Below are 20,973 nucleotides of genomic sequence, written 5' to 3' on the forward strand. Positions count from 1 at the left end.
CTTCACCCCCATAACTCAAGTGCAGTTTGTAATTCTTTATGCTGTTTGCCGGCATCCTGCAGGGTTTCTCCTTGCAGCACCGCATCTATTGCCTGTCTGAAGGCACGGCCGCCCCCAGCTGCACCAGCCGGATGTCCGTGAATTCCACCGCCGGCATTAATGACACTATCTATCTCGTAATCTGCCAGCAGTAAAGGCACAAGCCCCGGATGGATGCCGGCAGAAGGCACTGGGAAGCTTCGTTTCAATGGGCTGTCCCTAATCAGTTCCTTGCCGAGTGCAAGAGCAGCTGTTTTTTCCAATGCAACACTGCCGTAAGGAGAAGGGAACAGGGAGAAATCTGCACCGGCATAGCGGACCAGCTTTCCGAGTGCGAGCGGCGCAGCAAGCCCGTAAAACGGGGATGAAGTGAAAGCGCCACTGAATGCCGGATGCGCCATCAGCGGCAAACCGATTTCATCATCTTCCGCCAATTCCTGCAGCACATCGAGCCCGTATGCGTGGACGTTGAACAATAAGGCATCCGCTCCAAGCTCGCGTGCTTTTCGTGCCTTACCTCTCAGGTCGGAAGTTCTGCCCGACAGGTTCACTGCATAATATGTGCGATGGCCCGTTTCCTCATAGACATTCTCCAGCACCCGTTTCCCTGTGATGATGCGGCTTTCGAATGGAGTCAGCGGATTTTCAAATAAAATTTCGTCGTCTTTAACGAGGTCTACGCCGCCTAATGCCTGTTCGCGCAATTGAGCGGATAAAAAATCCATGTCGCGGCCGATGACGCCTTTGAATATGCTCATCAGAAGCGGCCTTCCAGCTACGCCGAGTGTATTGCGGATTTCTTCTATGCCGAAGCGCGGACCGGGAAAGTGGCTGAGCAGGTCATGGCTGAAATCCAAATCCAATAGCTTCACTTCGCCATCCAGAGATAGTTTGCCGAAAACCGTAGTCAGGATGGCAGGCAAGTCGGCTGAGAAATTGATGCTCGGGTAGGCAATTTCGAGTTCTGCTTTTATCAGCTCCGGCTTCAATGGATGGCTGTCTTCCGCGAATTCTACGATGGAGACAACATGCCCCTTATGGTGTTTCAATTGTGCCTGATCAAGCAGCGGCAAATCTGTCCAAGAGCCGATCGTCAAGCCCAAAGCGATGCCTTCCGCCTTTTCCCCGAAGGAACCGGGCTTTCCATACACTTGATAAGTAGCAGTCAATAAGCTCATCTATTCCACACTCCCATGCAATTTTTAAAAAATAAAAAACCTCTTCAAATAAGAAGAGGTTAAGGGCGTTAACAACTTCTTATTTCTCAGCCATCGGTTCTGGCTGCAAGAATTAGCACCGTGTCCATCATTGGACCGGTTGCCGGGTATCATAGGGCTTGTCCCTCCACCTGCTCTGAATAAGAAAGATATGAAATTGGGTGAAACAGTTTTATAGGTTCAATCCAAAATAATAATTCGATTTAATAGAGTAAAGTAATTCTGATTATTTCATGTGTGCAGAAATCTGTCAACACTGTTATTGCAAAATTGTTTTTATTGGGAAAATGGATTGACAGTCAATTCTGAATCGTGATAGGATTCTCTGCATAACTTAAATTGAATAACACGCAGTACTCTTATCAAGAGCTGGCAGAGGGATTTTGGCCCGATGACGCCCAGCAACCGACCGTAATACCGTTGTGAGACGGGGCGCCCAGGCGCCAGGATGAAAATCCTGCAAGGCACGGTGCTAATTCCATCAGAAATTTATTTTCTGAAAGATAAGAGGCATGGGATCTCTTATTCTGGCCTCTTTCTTTTTATGAAAGAGGCTTTTTATATTGCAGAAGAAAGGAAGATAGATGATGACTCTTACTGTTCCGACCACTTATAAGGCATTAACCGAAGAGACAGCCGTTGCTTTGGCGAAAGCTGGCCATACATTTGATCCTGCTGCCCAATTAGCTTGCCGGGAAATCGGCGATGGCAATTTGAATTATGTTTTCCAAATTGAAGACCCGAATACAGGGAAGCGGTTGATCATCAAGCAGGCACTGCCTTATGCCAAGGTCATCGGCGAAAGCTGGCCGTTGACGTTAAAGCGGGCAACAATTGAAGCAAATGTCCTCAAAAAGCATGGAGAATTTGTTCCATCCTTGGTACCGGTTGTTTACGCAACAGATGAGGAACTGGCCATTACTGTGATGGAGGATTTATCCCACTTGGAGATTGCGCGGGAGGGTTTGGTCAACGGACGGAATTTCCCGAGACTGCCCCAGGATATTGGCGAATACTTGGCACTGACTTTATTTCATACATCGGATTACGGCTTGCATCCTTTTGAAAAAAAGCGCTTGGCTGCAGAGTTTTCCAATCCTGAGTTGTGCAAAATTACAGAAGACCTCATTTTTACGGATCCGTTCTTTGACCTCGACACCAATGATTACGAACCGCAGCTCCAAGCAGCGGCAGAGGCGATTTGGAGCGATGGGAAGCTGCAGCTGGAAGTGGCGAAGTTGAAGAAGAGCTTTTTGACCGAAGCGGAAGCGCTGCTGCATGGCGATCTTCATACAGGCAGTATTTTTGCGAGCCAGACCGAAACCAAAGTGATTGATCCGGAATTTGGTTTCTACGGTCCGATCGGGTTTGATGTTGGCTTGTTCCTGGCCAACTTGATTTTCCAGTCCATCACACGCGAAGGCGAAGATCGCCAGGTAATCGTGGAGGATATCGGAAAAACATGGGAAGTTTTTGCTGCTGCATTTTCCGGGTTGTGGAAAAACCACAGCGTCGAATCGTTCAAGGAAACTGAAGGCTACCTGGAATACGTGCTTGGCAAAGTACTGGCAGATGCGGCTGGATTTGCAGGCTGTGAATTGATCCGCCGGACGATCGGCTTGGCGCATGTCAAAGATCTGGACAGCATCGAAGACACGGAAAAAAGAATCACTTTTAAGAAACAGGCTTTGGATACTGGCCGGGCTTTGATTCTGCAGCGTCAAGAAACCACATCAATCGGGGATGTACTGCAAATTCTGGAGGAGGCGCGCACATGAGCATTCCTTTATCCATCAAATGGGATGGCCAGCTGCTGGCCATCCTGGATCAGCAAAAACTGCCGCATGCCATTGAATATTTGACACTTGAAACCGTGGAAGACGTTTATGATGCCATCCTTTCATTGAAGGTTCGCGGAGCTCCCGCGATCGGCATTACCGCGGCATACGGACTGGCCGTCGGAGCCAAGCGGCATGACACGGATTCACTGGAAGCCTTCCAGCAATATGTCGAAAAAGATGCGGCGTACTTGAATTCTTCAAGGCCGACTGCAGTCAACCTTGGCTGGGCGCTCCGCCGTCTGAAAGATAAATTAAGCGAAGCGGAGAACGTGCCCCAAGCCAAACTGTTGCTGCTGGCGGAAGCTGTGAAGATCCACAGGGAAGATGAAGCGTCCTGCCGCAGCATCGGTGAACATGCGCTGGTCTTGCTGCAGGGGCAAACGCGTGTCATGACCATCTGCAACGCAGGTTCGATTGCTACGGCCAAATACGGCACCGCCTTAGCGCCATTCCATCTTGGGAGCGAACGCGGCCGAGAATTTGAAGTGTTTGCCTGTGAAACCAGGCCGCTTTATCAAGGCGCACGCTTGACGGTATGGGAGCTGCAGCAGTCGGGAGTCGACGTCACGCTGATTACCGACAGCATGGCGGCACATACTATTAGAGCTAAAGAAATTGAAGCCATCATTGTCGGCGCGGACCGCATTGCGGCAAATGGCGACACGGCCAATAAAATCGGAACTTATAATTTGGCTTTATTGGCGAGCGCATTCAATATTCCGTTTTATGTGGCGGCGCCGGCCTCGACTTTCGATTTGTCGATTGAAGACGGCACTGCGATTCCAATCGAAGAGCGCCACTCGGAAGAAATCACCCATATGAACGGCCAACCGGTGGCACCAATCGGCACAAAAGTATTTAATCCGGCATTTGATGTAACACCGGCACATCTCATTACAGCAATTATCACTGAAAAAGGCATCATTACTGAAGGTTATCAAAAAAACATCCCTGATTTGCTAAGAGCATCTGCAGGGAAAGGAGAAAGACTATGAAAAAACAATCCATTTGGCTGCTTGCCGCACTCTTATTTATCAGTATTTTATTGGCTGCCTGCCAACCGCAAGGGGACGTCACCGAAGAAGAAACTTCTTCAGATACCGAAGCCGAAGCATCAGATCATCCGCTTGCTGGCAAGGAAATCGCGTTGGTCATGCAAATTAACTTAGGCACATTTTCCGCTCAATACATTGCGGGCGTAGAAGCACAGGTTGAGAAATTCGGCGGCAAAGCGACCGTTTTCACTTCTGAAGGAGATTTGGCGAAAATGGCCTCCAACCTGGATGCAGCCATCAATCAAGGAGTCGATGGCATCTTGATCGACCATGGAACAAAAGAAGCGTTGAGCCAAGGCGTTGAAAAAGCACTTGAAGCAGGAATTCCGGTAGTGGCGTTTGATGCAGGAATCGATGCGGAAGGCGTTGTTTCTTTGGAACAGGGCGATCAGCAAATGGCTGAGATGACTTTGGAAAAACTGGCAGAAGACAATAATGGTGAAGCCAATATCGTCAAAATTTGGACAGCGGGCTTTGCGCCAATGGAAAGACGCCAGGTGGCGTATGAAAAATTCCTGACGGACAATCCGGGCATTACAGAAGTGACGGCATTCGGTGCTGCCACCAACAACACGGCATTGGATACCCAATCACAGATGGAAGCTGTGTTGAAGCAATACCCGAATGAAGGGGAAATCACAGCGGTCTGGGCGGCTTGGGATGAGTTTGCAAAAGGCGCCGTCCGTGCCATTGAACAAGCAGGGCGTACGGATATCAAAGTGTACGGCATCGACATGAGTGATGAAGATCTGCAATTGATGCAAAAAGAAAACAGCCCCTGGGTGGCTTCAGCAGCTGTTGATCCGACAGACATCGGACGCATTCAAGTGCGTTACCTGTATCAGTTGCTGAACGGTGAACAACCGGAAGAAAAAGTGATCCTGGAGCCGGTCTTCGTGGAGGCGGAAAGCCTGCCGGAAGAAACGGTGACAACCGATAAATTGAGCGAGTACGTAGAAGGCTGGGGAGCAAGCGAACAAGGGTATACAGATGAGTTGCGCGAACTGGAAGGCCAATAATCTTTACCATTTCGAGCTGTCCTGAAAGATGGGGCAGCTCTTTTATCAGAAAGGGGCATCTCTATGGCAGGACCTTTACTATCGATGACTGGCATCGGGAAAAAATTCGGACCAGTAACAGCATTGCAAGGAGCGGAATTCCATTTGGAAAAAGGCGAAGTCCATGCCATTCTCGGCGTCAATGGCGCAGGAAAAAGCACCTTGATCAAAATCTTGTCGGGCGTTTATCAACAGGATGAAGGAACGATCCATCTGGACGGTTCCGACATTCGGCTGGAATCGCCGAAAGCAGCGAAAGAACAGGGAATCTACTGTGTTTATCAGGAAGTGGATACGGCCATTGTGGCTGAGTTGACCGTTGCAGAAAATATCCTGCTCGACACGTTCGCAGGCAAGGGGAATCTATTCGTCTCCAGACAGAAGATCAACAAGCGGGCCTATTCGGCATTGCTTGAACTTCAAGCGGAAACCATTGATGTCCAGCAAAAAGCGGCGAGCCTGACATTGGCGGAAAAGCAGATGGTGCTGATTGCCAGAGCGTTGGTGCATTCAGCGAAAATCATCATTTTCGATGAACCGACGGCGCCGTTGTCGATTCATGAATCGGAAAAACTGTATACTGTCATTTCAAAATTAAAAGCACAGGGGGTCGGCTGTGTCTTTATTTCCCATCGTTTGCCGGAAGTGTTTGAAATCAGCGACCGGATTACAGTCATGCGGGAAGGGACGCTTGTCAAAACCTACGATACGGCAGAAGCCGATCAGGACGGGGTAATCGAAGCGATGCTCGGAGCGGCACTCAGCCACGAATTGGAACCGCGTGCGCATGACATCGGATCCGCTTTGTTGGAAGTCGCTCATTTGTCCGATGGGCAAAAGCTCAAGGATTTGTCGCTGACAGTTGCAGCAGGCGAAGTGGTGGGTGTCGTCGGACTGGTAGGAGCAGGCAAAACGGAGCTCGCCAAAGCATTGTTCGGCGGAACCCCTTTAACTTCCGGAACGATTAGGCTGGCGGGAAAAACAGCTAAAATCAAGCATCCTGCAGATGCCATCAAAGCAGGGATGGCATTGATTCCGGAAGAACGGCGAAAAGAAGGCTTGTTTGTCCAGGAATCGCTGGAAACCAATGCTTCATTTCCCAATCTGAAAAAGTTCTCCAAGCGCCTTTTGATGGACCGAAAAGCTGAACAACGCTTTGCCGATGAAATCATTGAACGGCTGCGCATCAAAACCGGCAGCACAGAAACACCGCTTATCCATTTGAGCGGCGGGAACCAGCAGAAAGTGGCGATCGGCAAATGGATTTCACTCGATTCTGCCTTGTACCTATTCGATGAACCGACAAAAGGCGTCGATATCGGTGCCAAAGTCGATATTTTCAAGTTGATCCGCCAATTGGCAGAGAGCGGCAAAGGATGTTTGTATTTTTCAAGTGAAATTCATGAAGCCATCGGAATTTCCGATCGCATTCTCGTAATGTACAACGGTCAAATCGTGAAAGAATTGTCACGACAAGAAGCGACCCAAGAAAGGATTTTATTGTATGCAAGTGGCGGAAAAGAAGAACTTGGGGAAAAACAAGGGCTCGGTGAAAGACAGCACAATTCAGTTTCTGTTTAAATATGGCGCCATCGCGTTACTCGTCTTCATTATTTTTTATTTCAGCACGATCAGCGATGCCTTTTTCACATACGGCAATTTCACGGATATCCTGCGCTCGATTTCCATTGTGACTTTACTGGCTTTAGGGGTGACGTTCACGCTGGTAGTCGACGGTTTTGACCTGTCTGTAGGCTCGACGATGTCCCTATCGACAGTCGTTTCCGCTTCCTTGATGGTGTGGTACGATATGCCGTTATGGCTTGTGCTGATCTTGCCGCTATTGATCGGAGTGCTGGTCGGAGCGGTCAACAGCTTTCTTATTGTAGTCATCGGCATTCCCGATCTCTTGGCAACATTGAGCATGATGTATATCGTGGCCGGTTTGCACCGGACCTATACGGAAGGCTACTCGATCTATAATAATATGCCGCTGACTTCAGGCGGAACCGCACCTGGCCAATTGTCGGAAGCGTTCCTGTGGATCGGCCAGGGCCAGATGCTGGGTCTGCCGGTTCCGGTTTGGATCATGCTGGTGATGGTCCTGGCTTCTTATGTCGTGCTCAACCATACACGCTGGGGAAGAGTGCTGTACATGACCGGCGGCAATGCCGAAGCGGCGACGCTGTCAGGCGTCAACGTCAAAAAAGTGAAGTTTACCGCATATGTGGTATCGGGCGTTTTCGCTTCCATGGCGGGCATCCTGTTCACTGCACGCGTAGGTTCCGGGCAGATTGACGCAGGAGCCCCATTGATGATGGAAGCAGTCGCGGCAGTATTCGTCGGCTATTCGGTTTTAGGAGCAGGCAAACCAAATGCACTCGGCACATTTTTCGGTGCTGCAGTCATCGGCATCCTGCTGAACGGCTTGACGATCTTGAACCTTCCTTATTACGCGTTCGACATCATCAAAGGAGGCGTATTGGTCGCTGCGCTGGCGGTCACTTATGTCTACGCCAAAAAGAAATTCTCTAAAACATAAGCGCAAAAACTAAGCTGTAGACAAAGTCTTTCCAAGGAGGATTCTTCAGCTTTCACTGATTCTACAGGAGTCTTCGTGGCCAGCCCAAGTGGATTTCGGCGCGAGCCAGCGGAAAGCGTCCGTCTGTAGCGCAGAATTCGGAATAAACATGATGAAATATTTAGTCATTCTTTAAAAGATATAAATATCCATTTGTCTACAAGCTCAATACAAAAAGGCTCCCGTATAGGGAGTCTTTTTGGTTGTCATTATTTGTCCGGCGTATAGCTGGCGATGAGTACGCCAGCATCTGTTGAACGGATTTCCTGGAGATTGAACATTTTCTGGTCAGCATTTTCCTTGAACAGCCGTTTGCCTTCACCTAAGACGAGTGGAAATGTCATCAAATGCAATTCGTCGATCAAGTCATGCTTCAACAAGGTTTCGATAAGTTCAGCACTGCCGTAGACCAACAGCCGTTGCCCGGTTTTTTTCAGTTTGGCAATTTCCTCTCGCACATGGCTGGTGATCAGTCGGGCATTCCATTCTGTGCGTTTCAAGCTGGTGGAAACCACATACTTCGGCAATTTGTTCATCCGTTCGGCAAATCCCTCGTCATCTTCTGCCGCCGGCCATGCTGCCGCAAACCCTTCATATGTCACCCGTCCGAGCAGCAATGCATCACTGCCAAACAGCAGGTCCAGCTGGAATTTGGCTATTTCATCATCCCAGTAAGGCGCAGTCCACGAAGGTTCTTCCATGACCCCATCAAGCGTCAAATACATCGCTACAACGATTTTTCCCATGATCATTCTCCTTTGCGAATGAAATACTAGCGGGCAGTCCTTTTGTACAGAAGGTAATTTGGATAGGGGAAGAGAGCCAGGTTATTGCTGTGTATTAGAATTAATTCTAGCTCGATCCCAAATACCCTTTAAATCGTGGGCGGCAGCTGGAAATATTTGATCGGGTGGCTATAGTGAAAAATAAAGAAAACTTAAATTTTCCAATAAAATTTCAACAGTTTTTAAGACATATAAAGTAAACTATAAATACCATAAAAAAGGGAGTGAGTAATTATGGAATGCAATAACTGCTCAGTGACGGCCATCAAATTTGAAATAAAGCTGGAAGGGCAAACGAATCTTTCAGCTTTACAGATAGTTATAGATCATTTGGAAAGAAGAAAGATAGAAGTTATCCCTAAAGGAAACAAGCTGCAGGTGGATGAAAAAGGAGCCCGTGAGTTCATGGATTTTTGCAGTGATTTGCTGGATATGGAACAAGTGGTATTCCGCATCAATCAGGAAGCCTGGCAGCCGCTAGAGGGGATGTCCCAGGTTTTTGCAACCGAATGGATAGACGATGTCATCAAAAACGAACGATTGACCTGCCATTATCAGCCGATTGTGGATGCGGATGCAAATATTTTTGCCTACGAAATGCTGGCACGTTTTCAAAACGAAGACGGTTCGATGATCTACCCGAATGAAATCTTTCCCGCAGCAAAAACCCGCGGGCGCTTGTATGCATTGGACCGTGTCTGCAGAATGACTGCCGTGAAATACGCAGCCGCGCTAAAAGGGGAGAAGGCATTCATCAATTTTATCCCCACTTCGATTTATTCGCCTGAATTTTGCCTGCGTTCTACAATTTCGTTGTCACAGCAATTAGGGGTCAATCCTAAATCGTTGGTGTTTGAAGTGGTGGAAACAGAAAAAGTGGATGACCTGGAGCATTTGAAGAAAATCCTGTCTTACTATAAAGAAAAAGGATTCGATTACGCATTGGATGACGTAGGTGAGGGCTACAGTACCATTGAAATGCTGGCAGATCTGAAACCCAAATATATGAAGTTGGATATGAAATTTGTTCAGGATGTAGCAACGGATGAACAAAAGCAGAAAGTCGCTAATAAGTTTCTGAAGAAAGCTTTGGAAATCGGCTCTATTCCATTGGCAGAAGGCATCGAAACGCGCGAGGACTTTGACTGGCTGAAGCAGCGTGGGTATCAATTGTTCCAAGGCTATTATTTTGGGAAACCCGCGGCATCGCCTTTGTATGGAGAGCATCTAAAAGCGTAAATTCAGTATACTGAAGAGTCCTCAAAACTGTAACTGAAATGCTATCTTTTAATTTAACATTGAGACGGACGATTAAATTAGAATGGATTCGATCCGTAGAAAGTTTTTGATCCATACTTTTAGACAAACTAAAAACACAGTAAGCTCTGCAATGAGGCTTACTGTGTTTTTGTCTGTCATTTTTTCAATAGCAGATAGATGAAATAAGGAGCTCCGATCAGCGCGGCCATGATGCCGGCCGGAATTCCGGAAGGTTCAAGCAGGTTCCGGCCGACAGTATCCGCCAGCAGCAACAGCCAGCCGCCGATCAGGATGGCGAGCGGCAGGAATAATTGATGGCGCGGACCGACAATGGATTTGGCGATATGGGGCGCCATCAGGCCGATGAACGCAATCCCCCCGGTAACCGACACAGCTGACGCGGCAAGAGCGACAGCGGCGAGCAGCAGAACCAGCCGTTCTTTTTCGATGGACACGCCGATGCCTACAGCGACCGGGTCGCTAAGGCCAAGGACATTCATGCGATTGGCCTTGTACAGGGTGAAGGGAATCAGCACCAGCAGCCAGGGAAGAATGGCCACAATGAAGGGCCAATCGGCTCCCCAGATATTGCCGGCCAGCCAACTTGCGATGAAATCGACTTTTTCCGGTTCTGCAGAAGAAATCAAGACGATCATGACTCCCGACAAAGCCATCGAAAAGCCGATTCCGACAAGCACCAGACGGATGGGCTGCAGGCCGCTATTGCGTGAGTAGGAAAACGCATAAATCAATGCGGCCGTCGCCAGCGCGCCGCCAAATGCCACGATGGGCAGCAAGTAGACAAATGCGCCTGCCTCTACCGGAATAAATAAGAAGAAAACTGCAATGGCGACGCCGGCACCGGAGTTGATGCCGATGATTCCGGGGTCTGCGAGATCATTGCGTGTCACACTTTGCAAAATCGCACCGGATAAAGCCAGCGCCATACCGGCCAGCAATGTGATCAAAATACGCGGAAGCCGAATGGAAAACAGGATGAAATCTTCTTTGAACGTACCTTGGCCAAAAATTGCCGGCATCAGGCGGTCATAGGAGATGGGGGAATAGCCCAAACCCATACTGGCGATTGCCGTCAACAAGATCAACGCCAGCAACAGGTAATATGAAATTCGTTGTTTTTTGCGTAAGCTTGGATGGATCATGCGAATGCTTTGCCTCCTTTACGGACAATGATCAGGAAGAAGGGCAAGCCGATGATCGCGATGATCGCTGCAACCGGTGTCTCGAACGGTGAATTGATGGTCCGGCCGATCAAGTCGGCGAGCAGCATGAAAATGGCGCCTGCAATTGCAGACATCGGGATGATGAACCGGTAATCGGTACCGACAATCGCCCGCACCACATGCGGAATCATCAAGCCGATAAAGGCCATATTGCCGGCAAGTGCCACAGCGGCACCCGCAAGAAGGGTGATGACGACAAAGAGAACCGCTTTGACCTGGGCCGTTTTTTGGCCAAGGCCGATGGCGGCCTCTTCACTCAAACTGAGAATGGTCAACTGCCGCGACAGCACTAAAGCAATCAGCAAAGACACGGCGATAAAAGGAACCACCACCTGCAGCTGTCCCCAGGAAGTGCCGATCAATCCGCCCGCTGTCCATTGGGAAACGTTTTTCGAGATATTGAAATACAAGCCGATCCCTTCAGCAATGGCTGTCAGGAAAGCCGAAATGGCGGCTCCGGCGAGGACGATCCGAAAAGGCGAAAAGCCGCCCTTTTTGACGGCGCCGATGCCGAATACCAAGGCGGCACCGGCCGCTGCTCCGATAAAACAAGCAATCATGATGCCGAAATAATTGGCAGCGGGGATAAAGGCCAAGGTGAAAGCAAGAGCCGCATTGGCACCTGCTGTCAGACCCAGGAGGCCCGGATCAGCCAGCGGGTTGCGGGTCATTCCCTGCATCATTGCGCCAGACACTGCAAGAGCGGAACCGACGAAAATCGCAGCAATTTCACGAGGCAGCCGGATTTCCCGGATAACCCCGATGCCGTCACTGGAGCTGGTTGAAAACAACGCCAGCCCCACTTCTTTCAGGCTGATGTCCGCCGCTCCAAAAATCAAGGAGACGACAAGTGTCAGTGCGAGTAAGAGCAGGCTTAAAATAAATTTAATTGGAAATGAAACTTTAGGGCTCATTGATCATCATCTTTTCCTGAGATTATAAAGAGGAATTCTAAAATCAGAATTCCTCTCCTTTAGTGTAGAAGTTTATATTTGGTGGATTAAAGAATGCGTCTTTTAGCCAGCGCTCGGGCCGCTTTAGGTATGGCTGCTCTCACAGGAAACCTGACCCATGAACACGCCGGCGCTGTGATACTTGCTTGATGCCAAGTAATCTCACTCACCTAAAAAGTTTTTGATAAAGAATTCCAATTGGTATTCCAATGAAATTGGATCGTTAAAGTAAAATTCTTTGGCATCAGCTTCAAAGATCTGGCCGTTTTGAGCGGCCGGTGTGTTTTGGTACAGGTCCGTTTCCTGGAATGAGTTGTCTTGCGCACTGTCTTTGCTGAAAATCACATAGTCACCCATGTATTCCGGCAACACTTCCTGAGAAAGCATATAGTAACCGTCTGCTAACGCCATTTCTTCTACTTTTGCCGGCATCTTTAATTTCATTTCCTGGTAGAGGATTTCAGTTCCACGTCCCCAGTTGTCTCCGAATACATAGATTTGCTTGTCGAAGTTTTCAATGACGGAAACGGTTGTCTCTTCACCGATTTCAGCGCGGATGTCGTTCCCGGCTTGTTGTGCCCGTTCCTGGAAGTCGGTGATCCAAGCTTGTGCTTCTTCTTCTTTGTTTAATACTTTACCGATTTCCAGATGCTGCTCCAAATAGCCGACGTTGTTGTAAGTGTATGTGACCGTTGGTGCGATTTCACTCAATTTATCGATGTTGGCTGTAGTTGAAGAGCCAATGATCAAGTCGGGTTCCAATTCGATGATTTTTTCCAGGTCTGTTTCTGCTACTTCTTCCACGTCTGCCAGTTCTTCTTCAAAACGCGGGTTGTTTTTTGCCCAGGAAGTTACTCCTACTAAAGGGACGTCCAAAGACATGGCGTCACCGGCGTAAGAAGAGAGCATGACTACACGCTGTGGATCTGCCGGAACTTCGATCGGTCCGCTTTCCGATTCATATGTAATGGTATCTGGAGATTTATCCGTTTCTGCAGCGTCGGTTTCCTCAGCAGTTGAATCGGAGTTGCAGGCAGCAAGGATCAGCAGCAAAGTAAATAGAAATAGGGGCAAGAATAATTTTTTCATGTCGTTAGACTCCTCTGATTAAATCGTATGTTATGCACATCGGTTTTTGGGTTCTCGGATCCAGCCCGATTTCAGCATCAATCCGGAATACTTCTTTTAATACAGGTTGTGTAATGACTTCATGGCAATTGCCGGCTTTGACAATCTGCCCATCTTTCATCGCGATGATGTGATCGGCAAACCGCGCAGCCTGATTCAGGTCGTGGAGCACCATGATGATGGTCCGTTCCTGTTCCCGATTAAGTTGTTGCAGGAGCTCCAGGATTTCCAGCTGATGGGCCATATCAAGATAGGTGGTCGGCTCATCCAGAAAAATCATTTCCGTTTCCTGTGCCAATGCCATCGCAATCCAAACGCGCTGGCGCTGGCCGCCGGACAAGGCGTCCACCGGGTGGTATTTAAAAAACTGTGTGCCGGTGACATCGAGTGCCCAATTGATGATTTCATAATCTCGTTTGGACAAACGCCCAAAGCCTTTTTGGTAAGGGAAGCGGCCATAGGAAACCAGTTCGCCGACCGTCAACCCGGCAGCACTGTCCGGTGTTTGGGGAAGAATAGCCATTTTCTTTGCCAGGGACTTTGTGTTTTCCTGTGCAATATTGCTGCCGTCCAATACCACGGATCCGGATTGATGCGAAATCACCCGAGTAATCGCTTTTAACAGCGTTGATTTGCCGCAGCCATTGGAGCCAATGATCGTCGTGATTTTCTTGTCCGGAATTTGGACCGTCAAATCTTTGACGATCAACCGGTCTCCATAGCCGATGTTCAGCTCCTCGGTGAATAAGCGCACCATTCCAAAAACCTCCTTTTCTAAATTTATACTCTTTTTCATTGATAATGATTCTCATTTTCAGTACAATCAATACTATAAGACTATTTACCAAAGTTGTCAATACGAAATACAAAAGGATAGGAGTGAAGATAGATGGAGGAACGGGAGCTTTTTGATGTAACGATTATAGGTGGGGGTCCTGCTGGATTATATTCGGCTTTTTACAGTGGCCTACGGGAAATGAAAACGAAAATCATCGAATTCCAGCCGCAATTGGGCGGCAAAATCCATGTATACCCAGAAAAAATGATTTGGGACGTGGGAGGGCAGCCGCCGATTCAAGGAGCCAAACTCATCGATCAATTGGTTGCACAAGGGCTGACATTCCAACCGGAAGTTGTATTGAATGAAAAAGTGGAGTCCATAACGAAGAATGAAGAAGGGGTATTCGAATTGATCGGTTCTTCAGGAGAGGTGCATGTATCGAAAACCGTCATCGTGGCAGTCGGCGGCGGTATCCTCAACCCACAAAAGTTGCAGATCGAAGGAGCGGAACGCTTTGAAGTGTCGAATTTGAATTACACGGTCAAATCACTGGGGCGCTTCAAAGACAAGACTGTCCTCATTTCGGGTGGGGGGAATTCGGCAATCGACTGGGCCAATGAGCTGGAGCCGATTGCCAAGCAAGTCTACATCACTTACCGCAAGCCGGAACTTGCCGGGCATGAAGCACAGGTGACACAGCTGATGAACGGATCGGCCATCTGTTGCCTCCATACCAATATCACACGGCTGATCGCTTCTGATGACCGGGACGCCATCGAGTTTGTCGAACTGACGCATCAGGAAACGAACGAAAAGCAAGTGCTGCCAATCGACGAAATGATCATCAACCATGGCTACGAACGCGACATCAGTTTGCTTGGAAACAGCCCATTGAATATTGAAATTGCCGATGATTATTACATTGCAGGGACATCGAGCAGCGAATCTTCAGTGGCTGGCCTCTTTGCAGCCGGAGATATCCTGCAGCATGAAGGCAAATTGAATTTGATTGCAGGGACTTTCCATGATGCAGCAAATGCCGTCAATAAAGCCAAGCACTTCATCCAGCCGGACGCCAATAAAATCGCGATGGTATCCTCTCATAATGAAGTGTTCAAAAAGCGCAACAAGGAATTGGTCAAGCAATTACTGGTATAAGCAAGTGCTTTTTCGAATTGTTTGGCACAGCCCGAACAGAGGTATAGAAGGCTGTGAAGAAAATTCGGAGGAGGAATTGATGATGGAATTGAAAGATTATGGAGCAGAATCGTTCGTTGTAAATATCGAAGAGGCGACCAAGCAAAATGAGACATTCCGTACCGCCTTGTGGACTGGAAAAAACCTGCAGGTAACTGTGATGAGCATTAGAGTGGGTGATGACATCGGCCTGGAAGCCCATGAAGAAGGTGACCAATTCCTGCGGATTGAATCTGGAACAGGATTTGTCCAAATGGGCGACAGCAAGGATAATCTGACATTTGAAGAAAACGCACAAGAGGACTATGCCATCATGATTCCAGCAGGGAAATGGCATAACGTCACGAATACCGGGGACAATCCTTTAAAAATATACTCAATTTACGCGCCGCCTGAACACCCTCACGGTACAGTTCATCAAACGAAGGCAATCGCTGAAAAAGAAGAAGAATAAAAACTGCACAAAAGCTAACGGGATTTTCTATCAACCTTAAACAGTGAAGTAAATATAAATGGCCATCAAATTGTATACTGATTTGATGGCCATTTTTTGTTTAAGAGTATTTTTCATCTAGTGGAAAGTAGAAAATTAAGGTGATTTATGGGGAAGCACTTGCCCGTAGATGCTCATATTTCATATGATAATTTCGGATATAAAAACAACATAAAACTTCTCGTACAATTAGAATTAATAAAATTTCCCTTTATTTAACATTTTCATCTGGATTTTATGATAAAGTAAATAGATAGTTCGAATAATTATATTTAAATTAATTGACAGCTTACCCTAACTGCAACAACCAAAAATTCTTCTTGCTAGGAGGTGAATAGTGGATATTCTACTAGCTTTTATTGTGCCGGTCATAGCAGTTTTAGCATTTAGTCTAATCATGTCGAGAATATATAAGGATAAAGAAAAAAAGAATAAAGGATTTGTAGTGAATTTTTATAACTTAACATACAGAAGAAGATTTATAAGGGCGTTGTGGGGTATCCCATTAATTATTCTCTTATATATTGCTATGTATTGGTTTAGTGAGTTGACGTCAAAAGAATACATCGTTATCGGGGCTATTTTCTTGCTCTTGATCTCCTGGGACATCACGTACAACTATGTGAAATGGAAAAAGGACGAGGAAGAAGTATAACCTGGTGTGAAGGAATAGACTTAAGCTAGTCAGCTTAGTTGGAAAATCAATGAAAAAAATCTCAGTTCATTGAACTGAGATTTTCATTTTCAACGATCATTACAAAACTTGGAGCCATACCCAAAGCAGTGGAAAAAGAGAAGCTCTTTTATTTATAAGCCAGAGCCGCAGCTTCCGCGCGCTCTTTTTTGCCATGCAGCAGGAAATAGAGGAACGCGGTGGCCAGAACCGCAAAGCCGAGGATTCCATAGAGTGAACTGTAACCGATCACGGAAATCACGAAGCCCAGCAGGTACGGACCAAAGCCAAGCCCTGCATCCATGGCGATGAAAAACGTCGAGGTCGCAAGCCCCATGCGGTGAGGCGGCGTCAACTTGACGGCGACGGCCTGTGTCGTCGACTGCATATTGCCGAAACCTAATCCAATCAAGGCTCCAGCCACCAATAGGCCAGTACTGCTGCTGGTGATGCTTAACAAAAACAGCCCTGCTGCAAAGACAGCAAAAGCAGGATACATGACGAAGTTTGCACCTTTCACATCCATCAATTTCCCAGTGAACGGGCGGGAAACCAATATTGCGATGGCATAGACTAGGAAGAAGTAGCTTGCTGCTGCCACTAAATCTTCTTCCATCGCGTAAAAATTGATAAAGGACAGAACGCTTGAATAGCAAAGGGCAATCGCCAAGCAAACAAGCGCGATCGGAACAGCTTTTGGTTCAATGTAGTCGGAAATCTTAAACCCTTTCGTTTCGTCAGTGACAGGCGGGGCAGCCACCGGCGGCACGTAGACGAATAAAGAGACAACCAGGCTGATGGCGCCGAGTACTAGGCATACAGCGAAAATCATTTCGTAGCTGGTGTGTTGGCTCATCATCAATCCGATGAACGGACCAAAAGCCGTAGCCAATGTTGAGCTGAGGCTGAAATAGCCGATGCCTTCGCCTTTGCGCCTCATTGGAATGATTTGGGCAACGATGGTTCCTGCCGCCGTGCTGGCCATCCCCAATGTCATGCCGTGAAGAAAGCGGTTAAGCATCAGGAAAGGCAGTCCGAAATTCAGGAAATAGAAGAACGTGGTCAACGTGAATAGCGCGAGGCCGATGACCAAGGTCCGTTTGCGGCCGATTTTGTCGATGGTGCGGCCAATGACCAGCCTTCCCGTTAAAGCCCCCAGGATGAAAATTCCGGTAACCAGTCCGGCTTCACTTGTGGAGGCACCGTATTCCTCAACGGCATAGACGGCGATCGTGACCATCAACAGATAAAAAATGAGGACTAAGAAAAAGTTTACTAAAGCCGTGACGATAAAGTCCTTGGTCCATAAATCGGGTTTTGAAGTATCCATGTAGAAGTTCTCCTTGTTCTGCAATGTAATTCATAAGGCTGGGGGGAGGGGCATAAAAGAAACAGACAGCCAACTTCAGGCTATCTGTCTGCAGTGATCAATTTGAAGTTTTTGCTTCAATAAGAGCAGCGATTTTGGTGATTACCAGTTCACTGCCGAGCATCGGTGATTCTTTTTTCGGTTCATCGCTGTCTTCATTCGTTTCGGGGCGCTTATGGGCTTCTTTGAATGTATCGCTGGTTTTCCAGGCTTCGAAGCTCTCCAGGTTTTCCCAGTACATATTGACGTTCAATTCATCGTACTCTTCGAGGTTCTGAGTAATGGTCACTTCAACTTTGACGAAGCCTTCCATTTCCTGCAAAGCGCCTGGACGTGCAAAGTTAGGAGCCATTTTTTCAGCAAATCCTTTTTTCATTTTAATGCGGTTGGTTACGATGTACATCAAGAATCTCTCCTTTTTGGTTGGTATTTTTATCACTCATTTGTATTAACTTTACCACATTCTTCAAATCGATGTGAGGAATGTGGGTGATATACAAGATGTTCTGTCCAATCTGCTTAGTGTCGATTATAATTGTAAGAATATTGAGAGCGAGGTTAGTTAAATGGTGCAGGAATTCAGCTGGGTAGGCAGTGAGGAAGCATACATCGATCAGCCTGATGTCGAGCGGCTCCATCATGCAGTAGTCGGCAGATTCGGCGGGAATTCTGCTGCCGGCCAAACCAAAAATGAAGATGGCTGCCTGATGTGGGTCAATGAGAAGGAAGAATGGGAATTTGCGATGGTTCTGGATGCGCATAATTCAGCCCAAAGTGCTGAATTGGTCATCAGACAAGTTGAAAAACACAAAACGTCAATCGCACTTCTACTATCAGGTAAGGTTGGTGTTAGATTGTTCAATACAATAGAAAGAAAGCTGCTGCAGTTGTTTCAGGAGGACGACTTCAAAAGAGCCTGCCGGCACGTGCAGGGCGAAACAGCTTGTCTCATAGCGGTAAGAAAAGGGAGGTATTTGTACTGGTTTTCCATCGGCGATTGCCTGCTCTATCTCTTCCATCCTGAACTGGCCGCTTTTGGGCAATATCAACTCAATCAACGCCAATTTTATGAATGGATCGGACAGGTGAACACCTTCGAGCAAGAAGTTCCATGCTTCAGCAGCGGCATACGGGAATTGCGCCAAGGAAAAAGTCAGCTCCTGCTGACGACAGACGGTCTGGTGGAATGCCCTAATGCGGTATTCACTGAACCGGAAAGTGTCTGGCAGCAATGCAGAGATGCCCATACAGCAGATGGAGTAGCCGCTTTGCTGTCAATCATCCAAAAAAACCACGTCCGCGACAGCGCGACTGTGGTTTCCTGGACAGTGGATATAGGAGAGCCAGCAAGTTTTGCCAGCAATCAATAGCTTTCGCTTTTCTGCAGATGCACGGTGCAATTATACAGCGAGCAATCCCAGCGGCTTTCAGCATTTTTTAAAATCGTGATGGATGTATTGTCCATGGAAGTTTCCTGGAACTTCCCGGGCATGAGTTTCTTCAGTGTAAGGCCGATCAATGCCCCGTGGCTGACTAACAGCACACGCTGGCCGCTGAAATCTTCCAGTATATCTTCGATGCAAGCTAGTCCCCGGTCGGCTGCCTCGTCGAGGTTTTCCATCGCCAAATCGAGTTTGCGCCAATCGGTTCCCCATCTTTCGAGTCGTTCTTCCTCTGTGGTTCCTTCAATTTTGCCTCCGCTTCTTTCACGCAGCCGCGTATCCAAATGGCTGACGGGCAACTGGAGCTTCCGGCCGATGATTTCCGCTGTTTCTTTCGCGCGGGCCAAGTCACTGGAGATGATCAGGTCCCAGTCTTCTTCTGCGGAAAGCCGGTTTGCCAGCGCCTCCGCCTGCTGCCGTCCTGTTCTGTTCAACGGAACATCCGATGATCCCTGGGCGATGCCTTGTATGTTCCAATCCGTTATGCCGTGCCTTACCAAACCAATTGTTGTCAATAGAGCCATCTCCTTTGGTGTGTTACTTAAAAGGATAACTGAAATGGGACTGTTAGAAAAGAGGCTGCCGGGTAGGCAGCCTCTTTTCACTGGTTAAGCAAGTTTGCGTTTTTTCTCATTTTTATCGATCACCGTACTTCCAACCAAATCACCGGTAACATTCAGTGCCGTGCAGCCCATTCCGACCAATGCATCGATGGCAGTCAGCAAGGCGACAGCTTCCATCGGCAAGCCCAACTGGACAAATACTGTGGCGATCATGACAATTCCTGCGCCCGGGACGCCAGCGGTTCCGATGGATGCCAAGGTTCCGACCAGCACCACCATCAGCATTTCGGAAAGGCTAAGAGGATCACCTACCAGATTTGCTGCGAAAACGGCGGAAACAGCAATGCGGATGGCGGCTCCGTCCATATTGATGGTCGCACCGAGCGGCAGGCTGAAGCCATACAGGCTTTTCGAAAGCCCCAGATTTTTTGCGGCATTCAAGGTCAATGGCAATGTCCCTGAACTGCTTTGAGTGACAAATGCTGTCAGCATAGGTGTACGTGCCTGTTTGAAAAATTGTCCGGGTTTGACTTTGAACAACAGCAAAACCAGCGTATAGAGAAGAACTTGAACAATCAATGCGGCATATAAGACCAGCACCATTTCTCCAAGGGAAAGGAGTGTAGCAAAGCCCTGATTGCCGACAGTTTCTGCCATGATGGCAAAAATTCCGACCGGCACGTATTGGAGAATGGCCTTCAGCACCAGCAGGGTCATTTCATTCAGCGCATTGACGGTTTTATACAAATGATCGCCTAAGCTTTCAAGTTCACTGGACTGGCGCATATAAGACAGCGCAATACCAAAAGCGAAAGCGGTAAAAATAATGCCCAGGAGATTAAGTTCGGTAAAAGCGGTGAAGATATTGGAAGGGACGATATTCAACAGAACATTGATGATTCCAGGATTATCCGGAACATCAAAGGTTTCATTGCCCTGCAGCTGCATGCCGGTGCCTGGCTGCAGCAGGCTGGCAACGGTCAAACCGACGACAATGGCAAATGCGGAACTAAGGGTATAGTAGATGAACACTTTACCGCCCATACGCCCGAGATCACCGGTTGAGGATTGATTGATCCCCACCATCATCGTAAACAGAATCAAAGGGATGATCAGAAAGGTCAACAAGTTTAGCAGCAAATCGCCGAAAGGTGCCAGAACAGCAGCCTGCTCTCCGAAAATCAGCCCGACGGCAATGCCGAGTATAAGTGCAATCGTAATTTTAAAAATCAATGAAGCATCGAGGTATCGTTTCCAGAAAGCTTTCATCTTCTCACTCCTTTTCAAGAAATAA

General features: G+C 47.8%; 20 protein-coding genes and 2 riboswitches. Of the genes, 10 read left to right on the top strand and 10 right to left on the bottom strand.

Going from position 1 to position 20,973, the window contains the following annotated elements; all coding sequences use genetic code 11:
• Window positions 1–2: 2 nt before the first annotated feature.
• Window positions 3–1,217, bottom strand: coding sequence for a 2,3-diketo-5-methylthiopentyl-1-phosphate enolase (mtnW, locus tag AC1MEO_RS13870; RefSeq protein ID WP_480331328.1), 1,215 nt, complete (start codon window positions 1,215–1,217; stop codon window positions 3–5).
• Window positions 1,218–1,293: 76 nt separating this feature from the next.
• A riboswitch (SAM riboswitch) is annotated at window positions 1,294–1,403 on the bottom strand.
• Between the two features lie 209 nt (window positions 1,404–1,612).
• Window positions 1,613–1,766: riboswitch (SAM riboswitch) on the top strand.
• A 77-nt stretch (window positions 1,767–1,843) separates the two neighbouring features.
• Between mtnW and mtnK the strand changes: the two genes are divergently transcribed.
• The 5 genes from mtnK (at window position 1,844) to AC1MEO_RS13895 (ending at window position 7,752) form a co-directional block, all read left to right on the top strand.
• Complete coding sequence (gene mtnK, locus AC1MEO_RS13875; protein WP_480331330.1) at window positions 1,844–3,034, top strand: S-methyl-5-thioribose kinase; 1,191 nt, start codon at window positions 1,844–1,846, stop codon at window positions 3,032–3,034.
• Entirely contained in the window at window positions 3,031–4,092 is a 1,062-nt protein-coding gene (gene mtnA / locus AC1MEO_RS13880) for an S-methyl-5-thioribose-1-phosphate isomerase (RefSeq protein WP_480331332.1), read from the top strand. Before mtnK ends, mtnA begins: the two co-directional genes overlap by 4 nt.
• The gene (locus AC1MEO_RS13885; RefSeq protein ID WP_480331333.1) at window positions 4,089–5,171 is read left to right on the top strand and encodes a sugar ABC transporter substrate-binding protein; all 1,083 of its coding nucleotides are present in this window, start codon (window positions 4,089–4,091) and stop codon (window positions 5,169–5,171) included. Before mtnA ends, AC1MEO_RS13885 begins: the two co-directional genes overlap by 4 nt.
• A gap of 63 nt (window positions 5,172–5,234) precedes the next feature.
• Window positions 5,235–6,791, top strand: a complete 1,557-nt coding sequence (locus tag AC1MEO_RS13890) for a sugar ABC transporter ATP-binding protein (RefSeq protein WP_480331334.1) — start codon at window positions 5,235–5,237, stop codon at window positions 6,789–6,791.
• Window positions 6,715–7,752 (top strand): ABC transporter permease, encoded by a 1,038-nt coding sequence (locus tag AC1MEO_RS13895; RefSeq protein WP_480331336.1) that lies wholly within the window; start codon window positions 6,715–6,717, stop codon window positions 7,750–7,752. Before AC1MEO_RS13890 ends, AC1MEO_RS13895 begins: the two co-directional genes overlap by 77 nt.
• A gap of 248 nt (window positions 7,753–8,000) precedes the next feature.
• On the opposite strand, the gene AC1MEO_RS13900 is transcribed toward AC1MEO_RS13895, so the two are convergent.
• A complete protein-coding gene (locus AC1MEO_RS13900; RefSeq protein ID WP_480331338.1) occupies window positions 8,001–8,537 on the bottom strand; it encodes a dihydrofolate reductase family protein in 537 nt (178 codons plus the stop codon).
• Between the two features lie 273 nt (window positions 8,538–8,810).
• On the opposite strand from AC1MEO_RS13900, the gene AC1MEO_RS13905 reads away from it, so the two are divergent.
• Window positions 8,811–9,815, top strand: coding sequence for an EAL domain-containing protein (locus tag AC1MEO_RS13905; protein ID WP_480331339.1), 1,005 nt, complete (start codon window positions 8,811–8,813; stop codon window positions 9,813–9,815).
• Between the two features lie 176 nt (window positions 9,816–9,991).
• Here the strand turns inward: AC1MEO_RS13905 and AC1MEO_RS13910 are convergent, their stop codons facing one another.
• The 4 genes from AC1MEO_RS13910 to AC1MEO_RS13925 all read right to left on the bottom strand — a co-directional run bounded on the left by AC1MEO_RS13910 (window position 9,992) and on the right by AC1MEO_RS13925 (window position 13,918).
• The gene (locus tag AC1MEO_RS13910; RefSeq protein WP_480331341.1) at window positions 9,992–10,999 is read right to left on the bottom strand and encodes a FecCD family ABC transporter permease; all 1,008 of its coding nucleotides are present in this window, start codon (window positions 10,997–10,999) and stop codon (window positions 9,992–9,994) included.
• Window positions 10,996–11,994, bottom strand: a complete 999-nt coding sequence (locus AC1MEO_RS13915; RefSeq protein ID WP_480331343.1) for a FecCD family ABC transporter permease — start codon at window positions 11,992–11,994, stop codon at window positions 10,996–10,998. The genes AC1MEO_RS13910 and AC1MEO_RS13915 overlap by 4 nt, the downstream gene beginning before the upstream one ends.
• A gap of 201 nt (window positions 11,995–12,195) precedes the next feature.
• Window positions 12,196–13,122, bottom strand: a complete 927-nt coding sequence (locus AC1MEO_RS13920; protein WP_480331345.1) for an iron-hydroxamate ABC transporter substrate-binding protein — start codon at window positions 13,120–13,122, stop codon at window positions 12,196–12,198.
• 4 nt (window positions 13,123–13,126) lie between these two features.
• Complete coding sequence (locus AC1MEO_RS13925; protein ID WP_480331347.1) at window positions 13,127–13,918, bottom strand: ABC transporter ATP-binding protein; 792 nt, start codon at window positions 13,916–13,918, stop codon at window positions 13,127–13,129.
• 132 nt (window positions 13,919–14,050) lie between these two features.
• Here AC1MEO_RS13925 and AC1MEO_RS13930 point away from each other — a divergent pair, with 132 nt between their 5' ends.
• The 3 genes from AC1MEO_RS13930 (at window position 14,051) to AC1MEO_RS13940 (ending at window position 16,287) form a co-directional block, all read left to right on the top strand.
• Window positions 14,051–15,100 carry an NAD(P)/FAD-dependent oxidoreductase gene (locus AC1MEO_RS13930; protein WP_480331348.1) on the top strand — a complete coding sequence of 350 codons (1,050 nt, stop codon included), beginning with the start codon at window positions 14,051–14,053 and terminating at the stop codon, window positions 15,098–15,100.
• Window positions 15,048–15,593 carry a cupin domain-containing protein gene (locus tag AC1MEO_RS13935; protein ID WP_480331350.1) on the top strand — a complete coding sequence of 182 codons (546 nt, stop codon included), beginning with the start codon at window positions 15,048–15,050 and terminating at the stop codon, window positions 15,591–15,593. The genes AC1MEO_RS13930 and AC1MEO_RS13935 overlap by 53 nt, the downstream gene beginning before the upstream one ends.
• A 376-nt stretch (window positions 15,594–15,969) precedes the next feature.
• The gene (locus AC1MEO_RS13940; protein ID WP_480331352.1) at window positions 15,970–16,287 is read left to right on the top strand and encodes a hypothetical protein; all 318 of its coding nucleotides are present in this window, start codon (window positions 15,970–15,972) and stop codon (window positions 16,285–16,287) included.
• A 148-nt stretch (window positions 16,288–16,435) separates the two neighbouring features.
• On the opposite strand, the gene AC1MEO_RS13945 is transcribed toward AC1MEO_RS13940, so the two are convergent.
• On the bottom strand, window positions 16,436–17,635 hold the full coding sequence (locus AC1MEO_RS13945; RefSeq protein WP_480331353.1) for an MFS transporter: 1,200 nt from the start codon (window positions 17,633–17,635) through the stop codon (window positions 16,436–16,438).
• A 97-nt stretch (window positions 17,636–17,732) separates the two neighbouring features.
• Window positions 17,733–18,077 carry a heme oxygenase gene (locus tag AC1MEO_RS13950; protein ID WP_480331355.1) on the bottom strand — a complete coding sequence of 115 codons (345 nt, stop codon included), beginning with the start codon at window positions 18,075–18,077 and terminating at the stop codon, window positions 17,733–17,735.
• 163 nt (window positions 18,078–18,240) lie between these two features.
• Between AC1MEO_RS13950 and AC1MEO_RS13955 the strand changes: the two genes are divergently transcribed.
• Window positions 18,241–19,044 (top strand): protein phosphatase 2C domain-containing protein, encoded by an 804-nt coding sequence (locus AC1MEO_RS13955; RefSeq protein WP_480331357.1) that lies wholly within the window; start codon window positions 18,241–18,243, stop codon window positions 19,042–19,044.
• Here the strand turns inward: AC1MEO_RS13955 and AC1MEO_RS13960 are convergent.
• Both AC1MEO_RS13960 and AC1MEO_RS13965 read right to left on the bottom strand, forming a co-directional pair.
• Window positions 19,038–19,631, bottom strand: coding sequence for a histidine phosphatase family protein (locus AC1MEO_RS13960; RefSeq protein ID WP_480331359.1), 594 nt, complete (start codon window positions 19,629–19,631; stop codon window positions 19,038–19,040). The two genes, AC1MEO_RS13955 and AC1MEO_RS13960, sit on opposite strands and share 7 nt — an antisense overlap.
• A gap of 93 nt (window positions 19,632–19,724) precedes the next feature.
• A complete protein-coding gene (locus AC1MEO_RS13965) occupies window positions 19,725–20,948 on the bottom strand; it encodes a dicarboxylate/amino acid:cation symporter (RefSeq protein WP_480331361.1) in 1,224 nt (407 codons plus the stop codon).
• Window positions 20,949–20,973 lie beyond the last annotated feature (25 nt).

The organism is Planococcus sp. BI3 (assembly GCF_056680115.1).

Bases quoted from the DNA above. Each gene is read 5' to 3' on its own strand.
- mtnW (WP_480331328.1), bottom strand. From the start codon at position 1,217: ATGAGCTTATTGACTGCTACTTATCAAGTGTATGGAAAGCCCGGTTCC.
- mtnK (WP_480331330.1), top strand. From the start codon at position 1,844: ATGACTCTTACTGTTCCGACCACTTATAAGGCATTAACCGAAGAGACA.
- mtnA (WP_480331332.1), top strand. From the start codon at position 3,031: ATGAGCATTCCTTTATCCATCAAATGGGATGGCCAGCTGCTGGCCATC.
- AC1MEO_RS13885 (WP_480331333.1), top strand. From the start codon at position 4,089: ATGAAAAAACAATCCATTTGGCTGCTTGCCGCACTCTTATTTATCAGT.
- AC1MEO_RS13890 (WP_480331334.1), top strand. From the start codon at position 5,235: ATGGCAGGACCTTTACTATCGATGACTGGCATCGGGAAAAAATTCGGA.
- AC1MEO_RS13895 (WP_480331336.1), top strand. From the start codon at position 6,715: ATGCAAGTGGCGGAAAAGAAGAACTTGGGGAAAAACAAGGGCTCGGTG.
- AC1MEO_RS13900 (WP_480331338.1), bottom strand. From the start codon at position 8,537: ATGGGAAAAATCGTTGTAGCGATGTATTTGACGCTTGATGGGGTCATG.
- AC1MEO_RS13905 (WP_480331339.1), top strand. From the start codon at position 8,811: ATGGAATGCAATAACTGCTCAGTGACGGCCATCAAATTTGAAATAAAG.
- AC1MEO_RS13910 (WP_480331341.1), bottom strand. From the start codon at position 10,999: ATGATCCATCCAAGCTTACGCAAAAAACAACGAATTTCATATTACCTG.
- AC1MEO_RS13915 (WP_480331343.1), bottom strand. From the start codon at position 11,994: ATGAGCCCTAAAGTTTCATTTCCAATTAAATTTATTTTAAGCCTGCTC.
- AC1MEO_RS13920 (WP_480331345.1), bottom strand. From the start codon at position 13,122: ATGAAAAAATTATTCTTGCCCCTATTTCTATTTACTTTGCTGCTGATC.
- AC1MEO_RS13925 (WP_480331347.1), bottom strand. From the start codon at position 13,918: ATGGTGCGCTTATTCACCGAGGAGCTGAACATCGGCTATGGAGACCGG.
- AC1MEO_RS13930 (WP_480331348.1), top strand. From the start codon at position 14,051: ATGGAGGAACGGGAGCTTTTTGATGTAACGATTATAGGTGGGGGTCCT.
- AC1MEO_RS13935 (WP_480331350.1), top strand. From the start codon at position 15,048: ATGAAGTGTTCAAAAAGCGCAACAAGGAATTGGTCAAGCAATTACTGG.
- AC1MEO_RS13945 (WP_480331353.1), bottom strand. From the start codon at position 17,635: ATGGATACTTCAAAACCCGATTTATGGACCAAGGACTTTATCGTCACG.
- AC1MEO_RS13950 (WP_480331355.1), bottom strand. From the start codon at position 18,077: ATGTACATCGTAACCAACCGCATTAAAATGAAAAAAGGATTTGCTGAA.
- AC1MEO_RS13955 (WP_480331357.1), top strand. From the start codon at position 18,241: ATGGTGCAGGAATTCAGCTGGGTAGGCAGTGAGGAAGCATACATCGAT.
- AC1MEO_RS13965 (WP_480331361.1), bottom strand. From the start codon at position 20,948: ATGAAAGCTTTCTGGAAACGATACCTCGATGCTTCATTGATTTTTAAA.